Origin of the sequence: Pseudomonas yamanorum, assembly GCF_013386765.1 — a bacterium.
Classification (GTDB): domain Bacteria; phylum Pseudomonadota; class Gammaproteobacteria; order Pseudomonadales; family Pseudomonadaceae; genus Aquipseudomonas; species Aquipseudomonas yamanorum_A.
Genome location: NZ_JACARE010000038.1, coordinates 217,014 through 232,270, shown reverse-complemented (window position 1 = coordinate 232,270; position 15,257 = coordinate 217,014). Strand labels below are relative to the sequence as shown.

The 15,257-nt window shown below is 62.5% G+C and carries 11 protein-coding genes; 8 read left to right on the top strand and 3 right to left on the bottom strand.

Annotated elements, in window-relative coordinates; all coding sequences use genetic code 11:
• Positions 1-409 precede the first annotated feature (409 nt).
• The 4 genes from HX875_RS26805 to HX875_RS26790 all read left to right on the top strand — a co-directional run bounded on the left by HX875_RS26805 (position 410) and on the right by HX875_RS26790 (position 7,730).
• Entirely contained in the window at positions 410-1,321 is a 912-nt protein-coding gene (locus tag HX875_RS26805) for an SDR family oxidoreductase (protein ID WP_177047264.1), read from the top strand.
• Positions 1,322-1,805: 484 nt separating this feature from the next.
• Positions 1,806-3,596 carry a DUF1302 domain-containing protein gene (locus HX875_RS26800; protein WP_177047262.1) on the top strand — a complete coding sequence of 597 codons (1,791 nt, stop codon included), beginning with the start codon at positions 1,806-1,808 and terminating at the stop codon, positions 3,594-3,596.
• 26 nt (positions 3,597-3,622) lie between these two features.
• Positions 3,623-4,990, top strand: a complete 1,368-nt coding sequence (locus HX875_RS26795) for a DUF1329 domain-containing protein (RefSeq protein WP_017476034.1) — start codon at positions 3,623-3,625, stop codon at positions 4,988-4,990.
• A 250-nt stretch (positions 4,991-5,240) separates the two neighbouring features.
• Positions 5,241-7,730 (top strand): LuxR C-terminal-related transcriptional regulator, encoded by a 2,490-nt coding sequence (locus tag HX875_RS26790; protein ID WP_177047260.1) that lies wholly within the window; start codon positions 5,241-5,243, stop codon positions 7,728-7,730.
• 135 nt (positions 7,731-7,865) lie between these two features.
• On the opposite strand, the gene HX875_RS26785 is transcribed toward HX875_RS26790, so the two are convergent.
• Complete coding sequence (locus HX875_RS26785) at positions 7,866-8,657, bottom strand: IclR family transcriptional regulator (protein ID WP_177047258.1); 792 nt, start codon at positions 8,655-8,657, stop codon at positions 7,866-7,868.
• 119 nt (positions 8,658-8,776) lie between these two features.
• Here HX875_RS26785 and hmgA point away from each other — a divergent pair, with 119 nt between their 5' ends.
• The 4 genes from hmgA (at position 8,777) to HX875_RS26765 (ending at position 13,572) form a co-directional block, all read left to right on the top strand.
• Positions 8,777-10,081 carry a homogentisate 1,2-dioxygenase gene (gene hmgA / locus HX875_RS26780; protein ID WP_177047256.1) on the top strand — a complete coding sequence of 435 codons (1,305 nt, stop codon included), beginning with the start codon at positions 8,777-8,779 and terminating at the stop codon, positions 10,079-10,081.
• Positions 10,082-10,084: 3 nt separating this feature from the next.
• Positions 10,085-11,371: a fumarylacetoacetase gene (gene fahA / locus HX875_RS26775; RefSeq protein WP_177047254.1), complete on the top strand. Its 1,287-nt coding sequence runs from the start codon at positions 10,085-10,087 to the stop codon at positions 11,369-11,371.
• A 12-nt stretch (positions 11,372-11,383) separates the two neighbouring features.
• Positions 11,384-12,028 carry a maleylacetoacetate isomerase gene (gene maiA / locus HX875_RS26770; RefSeq protein WP_177047252.1) on the top strand — a complete coding sequence of 215 codons (645 nt, stop codon included), beginning with the start codon at positions 11,384-11,386 and terminating at the stop codon, positions 12,026-12,028.
• A gap of 176 nt (positions 12,029-12,204) precedes the next feature.
• Positions 12,205-13,572, top strand: a complete 1,368-nt coding sequence (locus HX875_RS26765) for an MFS transporter (protein ID WP_177047250.1) — start codon at positions 12,205-12,207, stop codon at positions 13,570-13,572.
• Here HX875_RS26765 and HX875_RS26760 read toward each other — a convergent pair.
• Together HX875_RS26760 and HX875_RS26755 are read right to left on the bottom strand one after the other, a co-directional pair.
• On the bottom strand, positions 13,543-14,367 hold the full coding sequence (locus HX875_RS26760; RefSeq protein ID WP_177047248.1) for a class I SAM-dependent methyltransferase: 825 nt from the start codon (positions 14,365-14,367) through the stop codon (positions 13,543-13,545). The genes HX875_RS26765 and HX875_RS26760 overlap by 30 nt on opposite strands.
• Before the next feature lie 42 nt (positions 14,368-14,409).
• On the bottom strand, positions 14,410-15,213 hold the full coding sequence (locus HX875_RS26755; protein ID WP_177047246.1) for a SirB1 family protein: 804 nt from the start codon (positions 15,211-15,213) through the stop codon (positions 14,410-14,412).
• Between the last annotated feature and the right edge of the window lie 44 nt (positions 15,214-15,257).

The following is a 15,257-nucleotide window of genomic DNA, read 5'->3' as shown; positions in this document are numbered from 1 at the left end:
CTTTTGATCTTGATCTTAGGCGCCCCGTTAAACCACGCTGGCCGAACGCAGGTAGTACGGAGCGGGTAAACCGGCAGGACGCCGGTTTAGCCGCGACGGGGCAGGGACGCCCCGTCGCGGCGGCCCGCTTCGTGCTACCGGAGCTGAGGGCACACCGAGCCTAGGCGAGGTGCCGAGTGGTGGGGCAAGAGCGTTTTGCTTACTTTTGCGCTGTTCAAAAGTGAGCCGCTGTAAGAGCGGAACCCTAACCGGCCATCTCCCAAATAACGGATATGTACCCACACCCACGCCACACCAATCATCCCCCAGCCTTATCGCGCACCATTCACCCCCAACCGTATTTATTGTGACCAAAAGCCCTGTGCCTGACACTCCACTCATCTATCCCTAACCGCCCCTGGAGTTCCCAATGAGTGAGCCTGTGCAGTTCCAAGACAAGGTCGTGATCGTCACCGGTGCCGGCGGTGGATTGGGTCGCGCCCACGCACTCCTGTTCGCCAGACACGGCGCCAAAGTGCTGGTGAATGATCTTGGCGGCTCAACCCAGGGCGAAGGCGCCAACGCCTCGGCGGCCGATCGCGTCGTTGCCGAAATCCGTGAAGCAGGCGGCATCGCCGAGGCCAACCACGACTCTGTCACCGACGGTGACAAGATCGTGCAAAACGCCCTCGACGCCTTCGGCCGCATCGACGTGGTGGTCAACAACGCCGGGATCCTGCGGGACAAGACCTTCCACAAAATGGAAGACAGCGACTGGGACCTGGTCTACCGCGTGCATGTCGAAGGCGCCTACAAAGTCACCCGCGCCGCCTGGCCGCATCTGCGCGAACAAGCCTACGGCCGGGTGATCTTCACCGCCTCCACCTCGGGCATCTACGGCAACTTCGGCCAGTCCAACTACGGCATGGCCAAGCTCGGCCTGTATGGCCTGACCCGCACCCTGGCGCTGGAAGGCCGCAAAAACAACATCCTGGTCAACGCCATCGCTCCTACCGGTGGCACACGCATGACCGAAGGCCTGATCCCGCCGCAAGTCTTCGAGCGCTTAAAGCCGGAATTGATCAGCCCGTTGGTGGTGTACCTGGGCAGCGAAGCGTGCCAGGAAACGTCGGGGCTGTTTGAGGTGGGCGGTGGCTGGATCGGCAAGACCCGCTGGGAGCGCAGCCTGGGCGTTGGCTTCGACCCTGAGGCCGGGTTCTCGCCGGATGACGTCGCCGCCCACTGGCAGCAGATCTGCGACTTCGAAGGCGCCGCTCACCCCAAGGACAACATCGAGGCCTTGAAGGAGATGATGGCCAATCTGCAGAAATACAGCCTCTGATCGTTGCATGAAAAAGTTTTAATCAACCCGGGGCGCCATGGCGCCCCGTTTTATTTCCGGCAAAAAAAAGCCGCTGCAAAGGCAGCGGCTGAAGTAAGACGTTTGATCAAGGAGCAATAAATCAACGTCAGTGAACACCGGTAACAGATTGAAAATAGTGATCAATCCATAAAAACTTGCTGTTCATCCCAGTGAGGGAAGCGGGCGATTCGCCCTGAAAGCCAAGCAAGAATAGGCGTTTGTTACAGAATGAAAAATAGCGATTCGGGACAAGGACTGTTACCAAACCGGCAACAGTGATGCCGGCGCCTCATACATCCCCCTGATAACCCTTCATCCATCTCGTCCATGCCCCCGCCAATACCCCGGCCAGAGCGCCCCTTCATCCTTTCGGGCGACAACACGAATACCTCCTTGGTGCGCTTATCGCTCCTGATTGCGGGCAGTAGGGTGGGACCTTCTGTCACACCACCGGGGAAGACGCATGACAAGAACAACAATGCGCGCCATCTTCAGGCCACAGGCGCTGGCCGCTGCGGTTGCTTTGGGTTGCTGTGCCCAGGCGCAGGCTGTTTCGTTCAACATTGGCGAGATCGAAGGGCAATTCGATTCCTCGCTGTCGGTGGGTGCCAGCTGGGGCATGCGCGACGCCGATAAAAAGCTGGTGGGCATTCCCAACGGCGGCACCGGCCAGGCGTCCACGGGCGACGACGGCCGCCTGAACTTCAAGAAGGGCGAGACCTTCTCCAAGATCTTCAAGGGCATCCACGACCTGGAGCTCAAGTACGGCGACAGCGGCGTGTTCGTGCGCGGCAAGTACTGGTACGACTTCGAGCTGCAGGACGAAGACCGCGAATTCAAGCAGATCAGCAACAACCACCGCGACGAGGGCGCGCGTTCCTCCGGCTACGAATTGCTGGATGCGTTCGTCTACCACAACTATTCCATCGGTGATTTGCCGGGCAACGTGCGCGTCGGTAAACAGGTGGTCAGTTGGGGCGAAAGTACCTTCATCGGCAACTCCATCAACAGCATCAACCCGATTGACGTTTCCGCGTTCCGCCGTCCGGGCGCCGAGATCAAGGAAGGCCTGATTCCCGTCAACATGCTGTTCGCGTCCCAGAGCCTGACCAACCAGTTGAGTGTGGAAGGCTTCTACCAGTTGAACTGGGAAAACACCGTGGTGGATAACTGCGGGACGTTCTTCGGCAACGACGTGGTGGCCCACGGCTGTAATGGCAACTACACGGTTGGCAGCCCGGCGATTGCGCCGTTGCAACCGGTGGCGGCGGCGTTTGGCCAGGGCTTCCAGGTGACGAACGAAGGCGTGGTGGTGCAGCGTGCAAAAGACCGCGAGGCACGCGATGGCGGCCAGTTCGGGATGGCCTTGCGCTGGCTGGGCGATGACACGGAGTACGGCCTGTACTTCATGAACTACCACAGTCGCACGCCCACCGTCGGTACCATCACCGCCAATACCAACCTGGCCACCATTGGCCGCATCATCAATACCGCCAACAGTATCGCCCCCGGATCAGGCTCCGGACTGGCGCAAAGCACGATGCTTGGCCGTGGCCAGTATTACCTCGACTACCCGGAAAACATCCGCCTGTTCGGCGCCAGTTTCTCCACCACCTTGCCCACCGGCACCGCCTGGACCGGCGAAATCAGCTACCGGCCGAATGCGCCCGTACAGCTCAACACCACCGACCTGACGCTGGCCCTGGTCAACCCGATTGCCGGTAACGCCGCTTCACCGATCAGCAGTTCCTTCGGTGCCGACAACGCCGGCTACCGCCGCAAGGAAATCACCCAGATCCAGAGCACCATGACCCAGTTCTTCGACCAGGTGCTGGGCGCCGAACGCCTGACCCTGGTGGGCGAAGCGGCCTTCGTGCACGTCGGCGGCCTGGAGGCGAAATCCAAGCTGCGTTACGGCCGCGATTCGGTCTACGGCCAATACGGCTTCGGCGGCGACACCGACGGTTTCGTCACGGCCAACTCCTGGGGTTATCGCGCCCGGGCCATCCTCGATTACAACAACGTGTTCGCCGGGGTCAACCTCAAGCCCAACGTGTCGTGGTCCCAGGACGTCAGCGGCTACGGCCCCAACGGCCTGTTCAACGAAGGCGCCAAGGCCATCAGCGTTGGCGTGGACGCGGACTACCGCAACACCTACACCGCAAGCCTGAGCTACACCGACTTTTTTGGCGGTGACTACAACACCCTCACCGACCGCGACTTCATCGCCTTAAGCTTTGGCGTGAACTTCTGATTGGGTTTAAGGAAGGACAAGAGACTATGCGCAAGATGATTCTGCAATGCGGCGTGCTGGCCCTGAGCCTGCTGGCTGCCAACGTGATGGCGGCTGTTTCGCCGGAAGAAGCGGCCAAGCTCGGCACCACCCTCACCCCGGTGGGCGCCGAGAAGGCCGGCAACGCCGACGGTTCGATCCCGGCATGGACCGGCGGCATCCCGAAAAACGCCGGCGCGGTCGACAGCAAAGGCTTCCTCGCCGACCCGTTTGCCAGTGAAAAACCGCTGTTCGTGATCACCGCCGCCACGGTCGACAAGTACAAGGACAAGCTCTCCGAAGGCCAGGTGGCGATGTTCAAGCGCTACCCGCAAACCTACAAGATCCCGGTCTACCCGACCCACCGCACGGTCAACCTGCCGCCGGAGATCTACGAGTCGATCAAGCGCAGCGCGCTCAACGTGCATGCGATCAACGACGGCAACGGCCTGGAGAACTTCACCGGCAACCGCTACTACGCGTTCCCGATTCCCAAGAACGGCGTGGAAGTGTTGTGGAACCACATCACCCGCTACCACGGCGGCAACCTGCGCCGCATCATCACCCAGGCCACGCCACAGACCAACGGCAGCTACACGCCGATCCGCTTCGAAGAAGAAGTGGCCGTGCCGCAACTGATCCCGGACATGGACCCGGTCAAGGGCGCCAACGTGCTGACCTTCTTCAAACAATCGGTGACTGCTCCGGCGCGCCTGGCAGGCAACGTACTGCTGGTGCATGAGACGCTCGACCAAGTGAAGGAACCGCGCCTGGCCTGGGTCTACAACGCCGGCCAGCGCCGGGTGCGTCGTGCGCCGCAAGTGGCCTACGACGGGCCGGGCACTGCGGCCGACGGCCTGCGCACCTCGGATAACTTCGACATGTTCTCCGGCGCCCCCGACCGCTACGACTGGAAGCTGGTGGGCAAGAAGGAGATGTACATTCCCTACAACAGCTACAAGCTCGACTCGCCGACCCTCAAGTACGACGACATCATCAAGGCCGGCCACATCAACCAGGACCTGACCCGCTACGAGCTGCACCGGGTCTGGGAAGTGATCGGCACCGTCAAGCCGAGCGAGCGGCACATCTACGCCAAGCGCCACATGTACATCGACGAAGACAGCTGGCAAGTGGCGCTGGTGGACCACTACGACGGCCGTGGCCAACTGTGGCGTGTGGCCGAGGGGCATGCGCAGTTCTACTACGACCACCAGGTGCCGGCCTACACCGTCGAGACTCTGTACGACATCATCGCCGGGCGCTACATCGCCCTGGGCATGAAGAACGAAGAGAAGAGCAGCTTCGTGTTCGGCTTTGCGGCCAAGGCGGCCGACTACACCCCGGCGGCATTGCGCTCGGAGGGCGTGCGCTAAAACCTGATTGAAATGCGCTCAACCTGTAGGAGCTGGCTTGCCTGCGATAGCGGTGTATCAGTAACAGATACCTAACCTGACACACCGCTATCGCAGGCAAGCCAGCTCCTACAGTTTCAGGCCGGTAGCCTTTTGGGCTCCCGGCTTTTTTATGTCCGACAATCAGCCTGCTGAATACTCCTCAACAACCGCCAGCCACAGGACTAGGGTAGGGCGCACGCCGCCCAATAATAAAAACAGGGACGCAGTAATGACCGCCATGACCCGTTGTCTGGATCGTCCTGGATTCATGCCACGCTTGTCTCCCCATCATCTGTTGCGCCCACGCCTGGCCGGGCCGTTGCTCAACGCCTCGGCGCGGGTGAAGTTGCTCTGCGCCCCGGCCGGCAGCGGCAAGAGTGCGCTGCTCGCCGAGTGCGCCTTGCAGGCGCCGGCGGATTGCCAGGTGTACTGGTTGCCGCTGAACGGCGCGGCTTTGGATTTGTGCCAGCGCCTGGCCCAAAGCCTTGGCCTCGATTTTGTCGATGAACCTACGCTGCTGCTGGCCCTCAACCGCTGGCAAGCGCCTGCGTGGCTGTTTCTGGATGACTTCTGCCGTGTGCCGGCGCCTGAGCTGGATGGCTTGCTCGATCGTATTCTGGCCGCCAGCAGCCCGGCCTTGACCTGGTGGATCGGCGCCCGGCGGCGCCCGGCGTGTAACTGGCCGCGGCTGTTGCTGGACGATGAACTGTGGGAATGCAGCGCGGCGGAATTGGCGTTTGATCACGACGAAATCCACGTATTGGCCGGGACTGCTGTCGACAAGGTACTGACGTTCAGCGCCGGCTGGTGCGCCGGTGTACGCATCGCACTGCTTGAAGGCGACGGGCACCCCGACAAAACTTTGCTCGACTACCTGCAACACGAACTGTTCAGCGGCCTCGCGCCGGAACTGGCCGAAGCCTGGCGCGTGCTTGCGCACCTGCCGCGCTTCAACCCGAGCCTGTGCGACCATCTGTTCGGCTTTGGCGACGGTGGCGCCTACCTGCGTGACTTGCAGACGCTGGGCGCCTTTATCGAACCCTGGGACGATGCCACCGACTGGCTGCAAATCTTCCCGCCGCTGGCGCAGCTTATGCGCGACGAACCCTGGCCGGCCAAACGCTCCTGGCACCGGCGCGCCTGCCAATGGTTCACCGCCGCCGAAGACTGGCAAGCGGCGTTTGAACAGGCGCTGCTGGCCGAAGAATACGAAGTGGCCGTGAGCCTGCTGCAGCATTTCAGTTTTGAAGACCTGTTCCGCCAGCAAAACGCCGTGCTGCTGTTGCGCCTGCATGAGCAGCATGGTGATGAATTGATGCTGGGTTCCGCGCAACTGGTGGGGCTGGTGACGGCGGCGTTGCTGTTTGCCGGGCGCTTCGATCAGGCGGCGTTGTGTATCGACCAATTGGCGCGCTTTACCCCGCAACCGACCGCGCACTTGCAGCGGTATCTGCTGGCTCGCTGGCAAGCGCAATGGGGTTGGCTGCTGCATCTTGGCGGCGAAGCCGCACGGGCCCGCGAGCATTTTCTGGAAGCGCTGCAAGATTTGCCTGAAAGCGCCTGGACCTCGCGGTTGATGTGCCTGTCGGGCCTGACTCAACAGGCCCTGCTGCGTGGCGAACTGGACGTGGCCCAGGCGCTGAACCGCGAGGCGTTGTGCCTGGCGCGGTCCCACGGCTCCTTGCTGCTGGAGGCGTTGCTGGAGTTGGATCACGCGCAGTTGCTGGAGCAACGCGGCGCGCCGTATCGGGCCCAGAGCCTGCTGGAAAACGTGCAGCGCATGCTGGTGCAGCAGCGACTCAAGGCCGGGCCGTTGATGGGGCGGATTTCGTTGCGACGGGGACATCTGGCCCTGCGCCAGGGGCACGATGCGGTGGCCGCCGAATGCTTCGAATCCGGCCTGGGAATGTGCCTGCACAGCCAGGACAAGCGCGTGCTCTACGGCTACCTCGGCCTGGCGCTCTTGGCCGCCAACAAAGGCGATTACGCCCAGGCGTTTATCCAGTTGCGGGACGCCGAGCGCCTGATGCAGCAACGCCAGGTACCCGACACGGTGTATCGCGCTGTGCTGCTATTGCTCAGCGGGCATTTCTGGCTGCAACAGGGCCGCGCTGAACTGACCCTGGAAGCAGTGACCCGCGTGCTGCGTCACTACCGTGGACCAAAAGCCAAACAGGCGCCGCCGGCTACCCTGGAGTTGATCCCGCGCCTCGAGTATTTGCAGGTGTTGGCCGAAGTCAAATTGCGTCGCGCTGAAGAGCCCGTCGCCCGCCTGAGCGTGCTACTGGAGACCGCCCGGCAGCGGGGCATGCTGTGCCTGGAAGCGGAGTTGCAGTTGGTGCTGGGGGAAGTGGCCTGGCAAGTCGGCGATCGACCATTGGCCGTGCGCTCGCTGGAAGCCGGGTTGGAACTGGCGGGGCGTTGCCAGGTGCAACAGGCGATTCGCGAATTGCGCCTCAGGCAGCCGGGGTTGTTAAGCGCGTTGGGGCTGGAGCCGCAGGAATGCCCGGCGGCGGCGGGGGAAAATCCTCTGAGCCAGCGTGAACTGGAGGTGCTGCAGTTGATTGCCCAGGGCAATTCCAATCTGGAAATTGCCGGCCAGTTGTTTATCTCGCTGCACACGGTGAAGACCCATGCGCGGCGGATTCACAGCAAGCTGGGGGTGGAGCGGCGCACCCAGGCGGTGGCCAAGGCCAAGACCTTGGGCTTGATGGCTTGAACTCCAATCCGGAAAGCTACGCAGGCCAGTGTGGGAGCCGGGCTTGCCCGCGATAGCGGTGTGTCAGTGACAGATAGCTAACCTGATGCACCGCTATCGCAGGCAAGCCAGCTCCCACAGTTGAACGGCCTTGTGTCAGGGAAGCTGATAACCCATCCGCCAACTCACCGCCTGGGTCGCCGCCAACAAACGCTTCGCCGCCGGGCCGTCTTCATCGGCATGGAACAGCGACGTCGGCCCCACCACGGTCAACACCGCCGCCACCTGCCCGACTGCGTTGAACACCGGCGCCGACAGCGCGTCCACGCCGGGCATCAGCAAACCGTGCACAAAGTGCAGGCCGCGTTGGCGGATCTGCTCACAGGTGCTGGCGTACGCCTGGTCATCCGCCAGCGCATGGGCGATGCCCGCCTGAATCTCCCGCTCACGCAACTCCACGGTTTCCCGCGACGGCAGAAACGCGCTGAACACCAGCCCGGTGGACGAACTGAGCAACGGCAACACCGACCCCAATTGCGTGACCACCGTCACCGCGCGCACCGCCGGTTCGATATGCACCACGGTCGCGCCCTGGTTGCCCCACACAGCCAGGAAGCAGGTTTCATTCAACTCGTCCCGCAGTTCCGCCAGCGGCAGGGCGGCGACTTTCAGCACGTCCATGCTGCCCAGCGCGGCCAGCCCCACGCGCAAGGCTTCGCGGCCCAGGCCATAGTGGTTGGTGGCGGTGTTCTGTTCGGCAAAACCTGAGGCAATCAGCGCCTGCAAGTAGCGGTGGACCTTGCTCGCCGGCATTTGCACATGCTCGGCCAGGCGCGACAACGAGGTGGCCGGCGACAGTTCAGCCAAGGCCTTGAGGATGTCGGTGCCCACTTCAGCCGAGCGGACTTTCTGTTTACCGGTGTCGCGGGGAGCGGGCGGCTTTTCCATGGAGGGCATGAATCCGAAGGACGAATGGGCGTCTTTATAGCTTGACGGTCAACAGGTATCAAATTACGTTATGCGTAACTGGATTACGATAAAAACAACTTCCGCTCAGAGGATGATCCATGACCCTCGAATCAACTATTTCAAAGCCGGTCTACCAGTCGGGTTTTGGCAATGAATTTGCCACTGAAGCCTTGCCTGGCGCCTTGCCCGTCGGCCAGAACGCTCCGCAAAAAGCGCCCTACGGGCTGTACACCGAACTCTTCTCCGGCACCGCCTTCACCATGGCCCGCAGCGAAGCCCGGCGCACCTGGCTGTATCGCATCCAGCCATCGGCCAACCACCCGGCGTTCGTCAAGCTGGAGCGGCAACTGGCCGGTGGCCCGCTGGGCGCCGTGACGCCCAATCGCCTGCGCTGGAACCCGCTGGATATTCCCGGCGAGCCGACAGATTTCATCGACGGGCTTGTCGGCATGGTCGCCAATTCGGGATCGGAAAAACCCTCAGGCATCAGCATCTATAACTACCGCGCCAACCGCTCCATGGACCGCGTGTTCTTCAACGCCGACGGCGAGTTGTTGATTGTTCCCGAGCAGGGCCGCCTGCGCATCGCCACCGAGTTGGGCGTGCTGGACGTGGAGCCGCTGGAAATTGTCGTGCTGCCCCGCGGCCTGAAATTCCGCGTCGAGCTGCTGGATGCCCAGGCGCGCGGCTACGTCGCCGAAAACCACGGCGCGCCACTGCGCCTGCCCGACCTCGGCCCGATCGGCAGCAATGGCCTGGCCAACCCACGGGATTTCCTCACACCCGTCGCCCATTACGAAGACCTCAAGCAACCGACCACCCTGGTGCAGAAATTCCTCGGTGAACTGTGGGGCTGCGAGCTGGATCATTCACCGCTGAACGTGGTGGCGTGGCACGGCAACAACGTGCCGTACAAATACGACCTGCGCCGCTTCAACACCATCGGCACCGTGAGTTTCGATCACCCGGACCCGTCGATTTTCACCGTATTGACCTCGCCCACCAGCGTGCACGGCCTGGCCAACCTCGACTTCGTGATCTTCCCGCCTCGCTGGATGGTCGCCGAAAACACCTTCCGGCCGCCGTGGTTCCACCGCAACCTGATGAACGAATACATGGGCCTGATCCAGGGTGCCTACGATGCCAAGGCCGAAGGCTTCGTGCCCGGCGGCGCGTCCTTGCACAGCTGCATGAGCGCCCATGGCCCGGATGGCGAGACCTGCACCAAGGCCATCAACGCGACGCTTGAGCCCCACAAGATTGATAACACCATGGCGTTCATGTTCGAGACCAGCCAGGTGCTGCGTCCTACTCAGTTCGCGCTGGAATGCCCGCAACTGCAACCTTCCTATGACGCTTGCTGGGCCTCGCTGCCTGCAACCTTCAACCCGAATCGGAGATAACCCATGACTCAGCCTAATCTCACCCGCAGTTGGGTCGCTTGCGCCAACGGTCACCGGGATTTCCCGCTGCAAAACCTGCCGTTGGGTGTGTTCAGCCTCAACGGTTCTGCACCGCGCAGTGGCGTGGCGATTGGCGAGCAGGTTCTTGACCTGCAGGCCGCTGTGGAATGCTTTGAGGGCGAAGCCCGCCGTGCCGTTGAAGCCACTGCTGGCGGTCAACTGAATGCGTTTTTCGAACTCGGCCGTGGCCCACGCGTGGCCCTGCGTGAGCGCCTGCTGGAACTGCTGGCGGAAGGCAGCAGCCTGCAAGGCAAACTGCAAAGCGCGCTGCACCCGGCGGCCGATTGCGAGATGCACCTGCCAGCAAAAATCAACGATTACACCGACTTCTACGTGGGCATCGAGCACGCGCAAAACGTCGGCAAACTGTTCCGCCCGGACAACCCGCTGCTGCCCAACTATAAGTACGTGCCGATCGGTTATCACGGGCGCGCTTCGACGATCCGCCCGTCGGGTACCGACGTCCGCCGCCCGAAAGGCCAGGCCCTGCCGGCCGGCCAGACCGAGCCGACCTTTGGCCCCTGCGCCCGTCTGGATTACGAGCTGGAACTGGGCATCTGGATCGGCCAGGGCAATGCCATGGGCGACTCGATTGCCATTGGCGACGCCGCTGACCACATCGCCGGCTTCTGCCTGCTCAACGACTGGTCGGCGCGCGATATCCAGGCCTGGGAATACCAGCCGCTGGGCCCGTTCCTGTCCAAGAGTTTCATCACCAGCATTTCGCCCTGGGTGGTGACGGCTGAAGCTCTGGAGCCGTTCCGCAAGGCACAACCGGCGCGTCCTGAAGGCGACCCGCAACCGCTGCCCTACCTGCTGGACAAGCGCGACCAGGCCGCCGGTGGTTTTGATATCGAACTGGAAGTGCTGCTGACCACCGCCTCGATGCGCGAGCAGAACTTGCCGGCCCATCGTCTGACCCTCAGCAACACCCAACACATGTACTGGACCGTGGCGCAAATGGTCGCGCACCACAGCGTCAACGGCTGCCAGTTACAGGCCGGCGACCTGTTTGGTTCGGGCACCTTGTCGGGGCCGCAAGCGGGCCAATTCGGCAGCCTGCTGGAAATCACCGAAGGCGGTAAAAAGCCGATCGAATTGGCGTCTGGCGAGGTACGTAAATTCCTTGAAGACGGCGACGAAATCATCCTGCGTGCCCGCGCCAGTCGCGACGGGTTTGCCTCCATCGGCTTCGGCGAGTGCCGGGGTACCGTGGTCGCGGCGCGCTGAGAGGGCAGGGCCATGGAACTCTATACCTATTACCGCTCCACTTCGTCGTACCGGGTGCGCATCGCGCTGGCCCTCAAGGGCCTGGATTTCACTGCGGTGCCGGTCAACCTGCTGGTGCCCAAGGGCGGCGCCAACCACCAGCCGGAGTACCTGGCGATCAACCCCCAAGGTCGCGTGCCGGCCTTGCGCACCGATGACGGCGATGTGTTGATTCAGTCGCCGGCGATCATCGAGTACCTGGAGGAACGTTATCCACAGGTGCCATTGCTCGCCAAGGATTCGGCGACCCGCGCCCATGAGCGCGCGGTGGCGTCGATCATCGGGTGCGACATCCACCCGCTGCACAACTCCAGCACCCAGAACTTGCTCAAGCAGTGGGGGCACGATGAAGCGCAGGTGCTGGAGTGGATCGGGCACTGGATCAGCCAGGGGCTGGCGGCGGTGGAGCAGTTGATCGGTGATCAGGGTTATTGCTTTGGCGAGCAGCCGGGGATGGCGGATACGTTTTTGATTCCGCAGTTGTATGCGGCCGAGCGGTTCAAGGTGTCGCTGGCGGCGTATCCGCGCATTCAGCGGGTGGCGGCATTGGCGGCGCAGCACCCGGCGTTCATGGCGGCTCATCCTGCCAACCAACCCGATGCCCCTGACACACCCTAAATCAATGTGGGAGCTGGGTTTTTGTGGGAGCCGGGCTTGCCCGCGATACAGGCACCTCGGTGTGTCAGTTACAGTGAAGTGATGCTATCGCAGGCAAGCCAGCTCCCACAAAAGCCCAGCTCCCACATGTGAGCTCCAGCGTGTCCAAACTATAAAAACAACACAGGTCTCTTGCGATGCACAATCAGATTGCCAGCTTTCGTGCGGCACTCGACGCCCGTCCGGTGTCGCGCTATCAGTGGTTGATACTCCTGTTGCTGGCTCTGTTGCTGGTCACCGACGGCTACGACGCCCAGGTCCTGGGCTACGTGGTCCCGGCGCTGGCCAAGGACTGGGGCCTGGAAAAAGCTGCGTTCGGCCCGGTGTTCAGCGCCAACCTGCTGGGGCTGACCCTCGGCTCCCTCGCCGTCACGCCGCTGGCGGACCGCTTCGGTGTAAGGCGCATCCTGCTGTGTTGCGTGCTGATCTACGCCAGCCTCACGGTGCTGATGGTGTTCGCCAATTCCCTGAATACCTTGATGGCCGCCCGTTTCATCTGCGGCATCGGCATGGGCGGCGCGATGCCCAGCGCCATGGCCTTGATGTCGGAATATTCACCGCCCCGCTTGCGCACGTTGATGGTGACGCTGGCGGCGTGTGGTTTCTCTTTCGGTGGCGCGGCGGGCGGTTTCGTGGCCGCCGGGTTTATCGACAGCTTTGGCTGGCAGGCGGTGTTCCTTGCCGGCGGCGTGACACCGTTGCTGCTGTTCCCGTTTCTCGCCTGGATGTTGCCCGAGTCCCTGCCGCGCCTGCTGCGTGATGCACCGCCGTATGCGCGCCTGCAAAAAGTCACCGCGCGGATGTTGCCCGGCTGGCAACCGCCGGCGGCGAGCGAGGCAGAAAACCGCCAGGAGCAAGGCAGCAAGCTGACGGTGGTGGAGCTGTTTCGCCATGGTTATGCGCGCCCGACCTTGCTGCTATGGGCAACGTTTTTTGTCAGCCTGATCCTGCTGTATTTCATGATCAGCTGGCTGCCTTCGCTGTTGCTGGAAAGCGGCCTGGGCCTGAACGAAGCCAACCTGGTGACCTCGATGTTCCTGTTCGCCGGGACCTTGGGCGCCATCGGCATGGCCTGGTTTGCCGACCGGCTCAAAAGCAAAGTGCGCCTGCTGTCCGGCGTGCTCGCTGCAGCTGCGGTGTGCACCATTCTGCTGGGCCTGAACCACGACAATCCGCGCTATCTGGTGGCCTGCGTGTTTGCGGCGGGTTTTTGCATCATCGGTGGCCAACTGACCCTGAATGCGTTCGCCAGTAACTTCTACCCGGCTCATGTGCGAGCGACCGGTACTGGCTGGGCGTTGGGAGTAGGGCGGTTCGGTTCGATCCTGGGGCCGTTGTTCGGCAGCATGCTGCTGGCAATGCACATTCCAGTGCAGCAGATTTTCTTCTTCTGCGCGATTCCGGCGGTGATTGCGGCGTTGTTGATTATCCAGGTGCGCTCGCCAAAGAGCCCGGTGTCACAAGGCGCTGATGCGTTAGCGGCGCCTGGCGCTGATCACGCGTAACCCCCACCCGGTGGACACGCTGCCATCACTCTGCCGAAGGTGGGTGATGGTGGCCAGGAAACGCTCTTTCAGGCGGGCCTTGGCGGGCGGTGTCAGCCGGTCGATATCGTAGGTTTCCTTTAATGACGTCCATAGTTCCTCTGGCTGAGGCTGCCAATGGACGTCGATATCTTCGACGCTGAGGTCGCTGAAGTGGTCCTCCAGCAAGGTGTGCCAGCCGGCTTCATTGCGGGTGCGCGGGTCGCCCATCTGCAGGTTGGGCAGGCGGTCTTCCTCGGCGATTGGACGAAAGGCTTCCAGAAACGCCACGCCGACTGGGCCCAGTAGAAAGCTTCTGCCAATCAGCACTGCCAATGTGCCGCTGCTGCGCAGGACTCGCTGCACCTCTTGCAGCACCTGGTCGAGGTCATCCATCAGCATGATCGCCATGTGCGACAGCAGCACGTCGACACTGGCTGTAGCCACACTCAATGATTGGGCGCGTTCCTTGAGCAGGGTGATCTCAACTGGAAGACGCTCGCGGGCGGCGTCGAGTTCGGCCTGGCTCATGTCGACACCGATCAGTTGCAAGCCGGGTTGCTGGCGGTCGGCCAGCAGCTTGAGCAGATAACCATCGCCGCAGGCCAGGTCCAGGACGGTGAGTGGGCTGTGTGTTGCCGGCACGTGCGCCGTCAACGCGGCATAGGAAGAGCTGTATTTCACCGCCGCGAGTTCAGCGAACGCCGCGCTGGTGGTGCCGGGCTGGCGCTGGTGGAAATCCTCGAGGTAACGTTCGGCGGGGGAGCGCAGGGGCATGACAACCTCATCCATGGGGCGGTACAGCTTACGCCAAGCGGGTCAATGCACCACAGAGTTGGGCGGCAAATGCCCCAGTCGCTCGGTCAGGCGCAGGCGCTGGATCGGGTCTTCACTGAGCATCAATGCATGCTCAAGATCAAAACGCTCGGCGTTCGGGCAATCCAGGCGCTGATACAAACTGGCCCGGGCCAGGTAATCGGCGGCGCTGGCGTTGCCCAGTTCCAGCACGCGCTCGGCATCCACCAGGGCGGCCAGGTGGTCGTCGTTGGACAGGTGCAACTGGCGCAGATTGCGCGACAGCCGTTGCAGGATCGAGCGTGGTTCGGCGGTGTGCAGGTGGTCGGCCTGCAATTTGAGATTGGGCCCGTACTGGCGAGTCAGCAGGTCGCGGCAATCGTTGGGGTACAGCCGGCGGCCGCCACAGGGGTCGAGCAGGTGATCGGCGCCCGGAACCCGCAACAGGAAGTGGCCCGGAAAGTTGACGCCCACCAGGGGAATGTCCAGGCGCCGGGCCAGTTCCAGGGCAATCAGCCCCAACGCCAGCGGCTGCCCGCGTTTGCGCTTCAATACCTTGTCCAGCAGGGCGGCGGCGGGGCGCAGCGGGGTGTGATCATCCTGGGCGAAACCCAGGTCGTTCATGCGCCGCAGCAATGGTTGCCCCAATTCATCCGGCGGCAGCATCGGCATGCTGAGGCTGACCAACTGTTGCAACACCTTGAAGTCCTGCAGGATGGCCAAGGGGTCCACGGCCGGGTCGTGCTCGGCCGCCATCCACAGCGCGGCTTCAAACAGCGCGGGCGGTGACCGTTCCAGGCAGGCAAAAAAGGCTTTGCGGGGCGTCATTGGGTTCTCCGGCGGATGTCTCGTTTTAGCCTTGCTGTGAACTT

What these genes read in the sequence shown, in the direction of transcription:
- HX875_RS26805 (WP_177047264.1), top strand. Translation starts at nt 410, where the DNA reads ATGAGTGAGCCTGTGCAGTTCCAAGACAAGGTCGTGATCGTCACCGGT.
- HX875_RS26800 (WP_177047262.1), top strand. Translation starts at nt 1,806, where the DNA reads ATGACAAGAACAACAATGCGCGCCATCTTCAGGCCACAGGCGCTGGCC.
- HX875_RS26795 (WP_017476034.1), top strand. Translation starts at nt 3,623, where the DNA reads ATGCGCAAGATGATTCTGCAATGCGGCGTGCTGGCCCTGAGCCTGCTG.
- HX875_RS26790 (WP_177047260.1), top strand. Translation starts at nt 5,241, where the DNA reads ATGACCGCCATGACCCGTTGTCTGGATCGTCCTGGATTCATGCCACGC.
- HX875_RS26785 (WP_177047258.1), bottom strand. Translation starts at nt 8,657, where the DNA reads ATGGAAAAGCCGCCCGCTCCCCGCGACACCGGTAAACAGAAAGTCCGC.
- hmgA (WP_177047256.1), top strand. Translation starts at nt 8,777, where the DNA reads ATGACCCTCGAATCAACTATTTCAAAGCCGGTCTACCAGTCGGGTTTT.
- fahA (WP_177047254.1), top strand. Translation starts at nt 10,085, where the DNA reads ATGACTCAGCCTAATCTCACCCGCAGTTGGGTCGCTTGCGCCAACGGT.
- maiA (WP_177047252.1), top strand. Translation starts at nt 11,384, where the DNA reads ATGGAACTCTATACCTATTACCGCTCCACTTCGTCGTACCGGGTGCGC.
- HX875_RS26765 (WP_177047250.1), top strand. Translation starts at nt 12,205, where the DNA reads ATGCACAATCAGATTGCCAGCTTTCGTGCGGCACTCGACGCCCGTCCG.
- HX875_RS26760 (WP_177047248.1), bottom strand. Translation starts at nt 14,367, where the DNA reads ATGCCCCTGCGCTCCCCCGCCGAACGTTACCTCGAGGATTTCCACCAG.
- HX875_RS26755 (WP_177047246.1), bottom strand. Translation starts at nt 15,213, where the DNA reads ATGACGCCCCGCAAAGCCTTTTTTGCCTGCCTGGAACGGTCACCGCCC.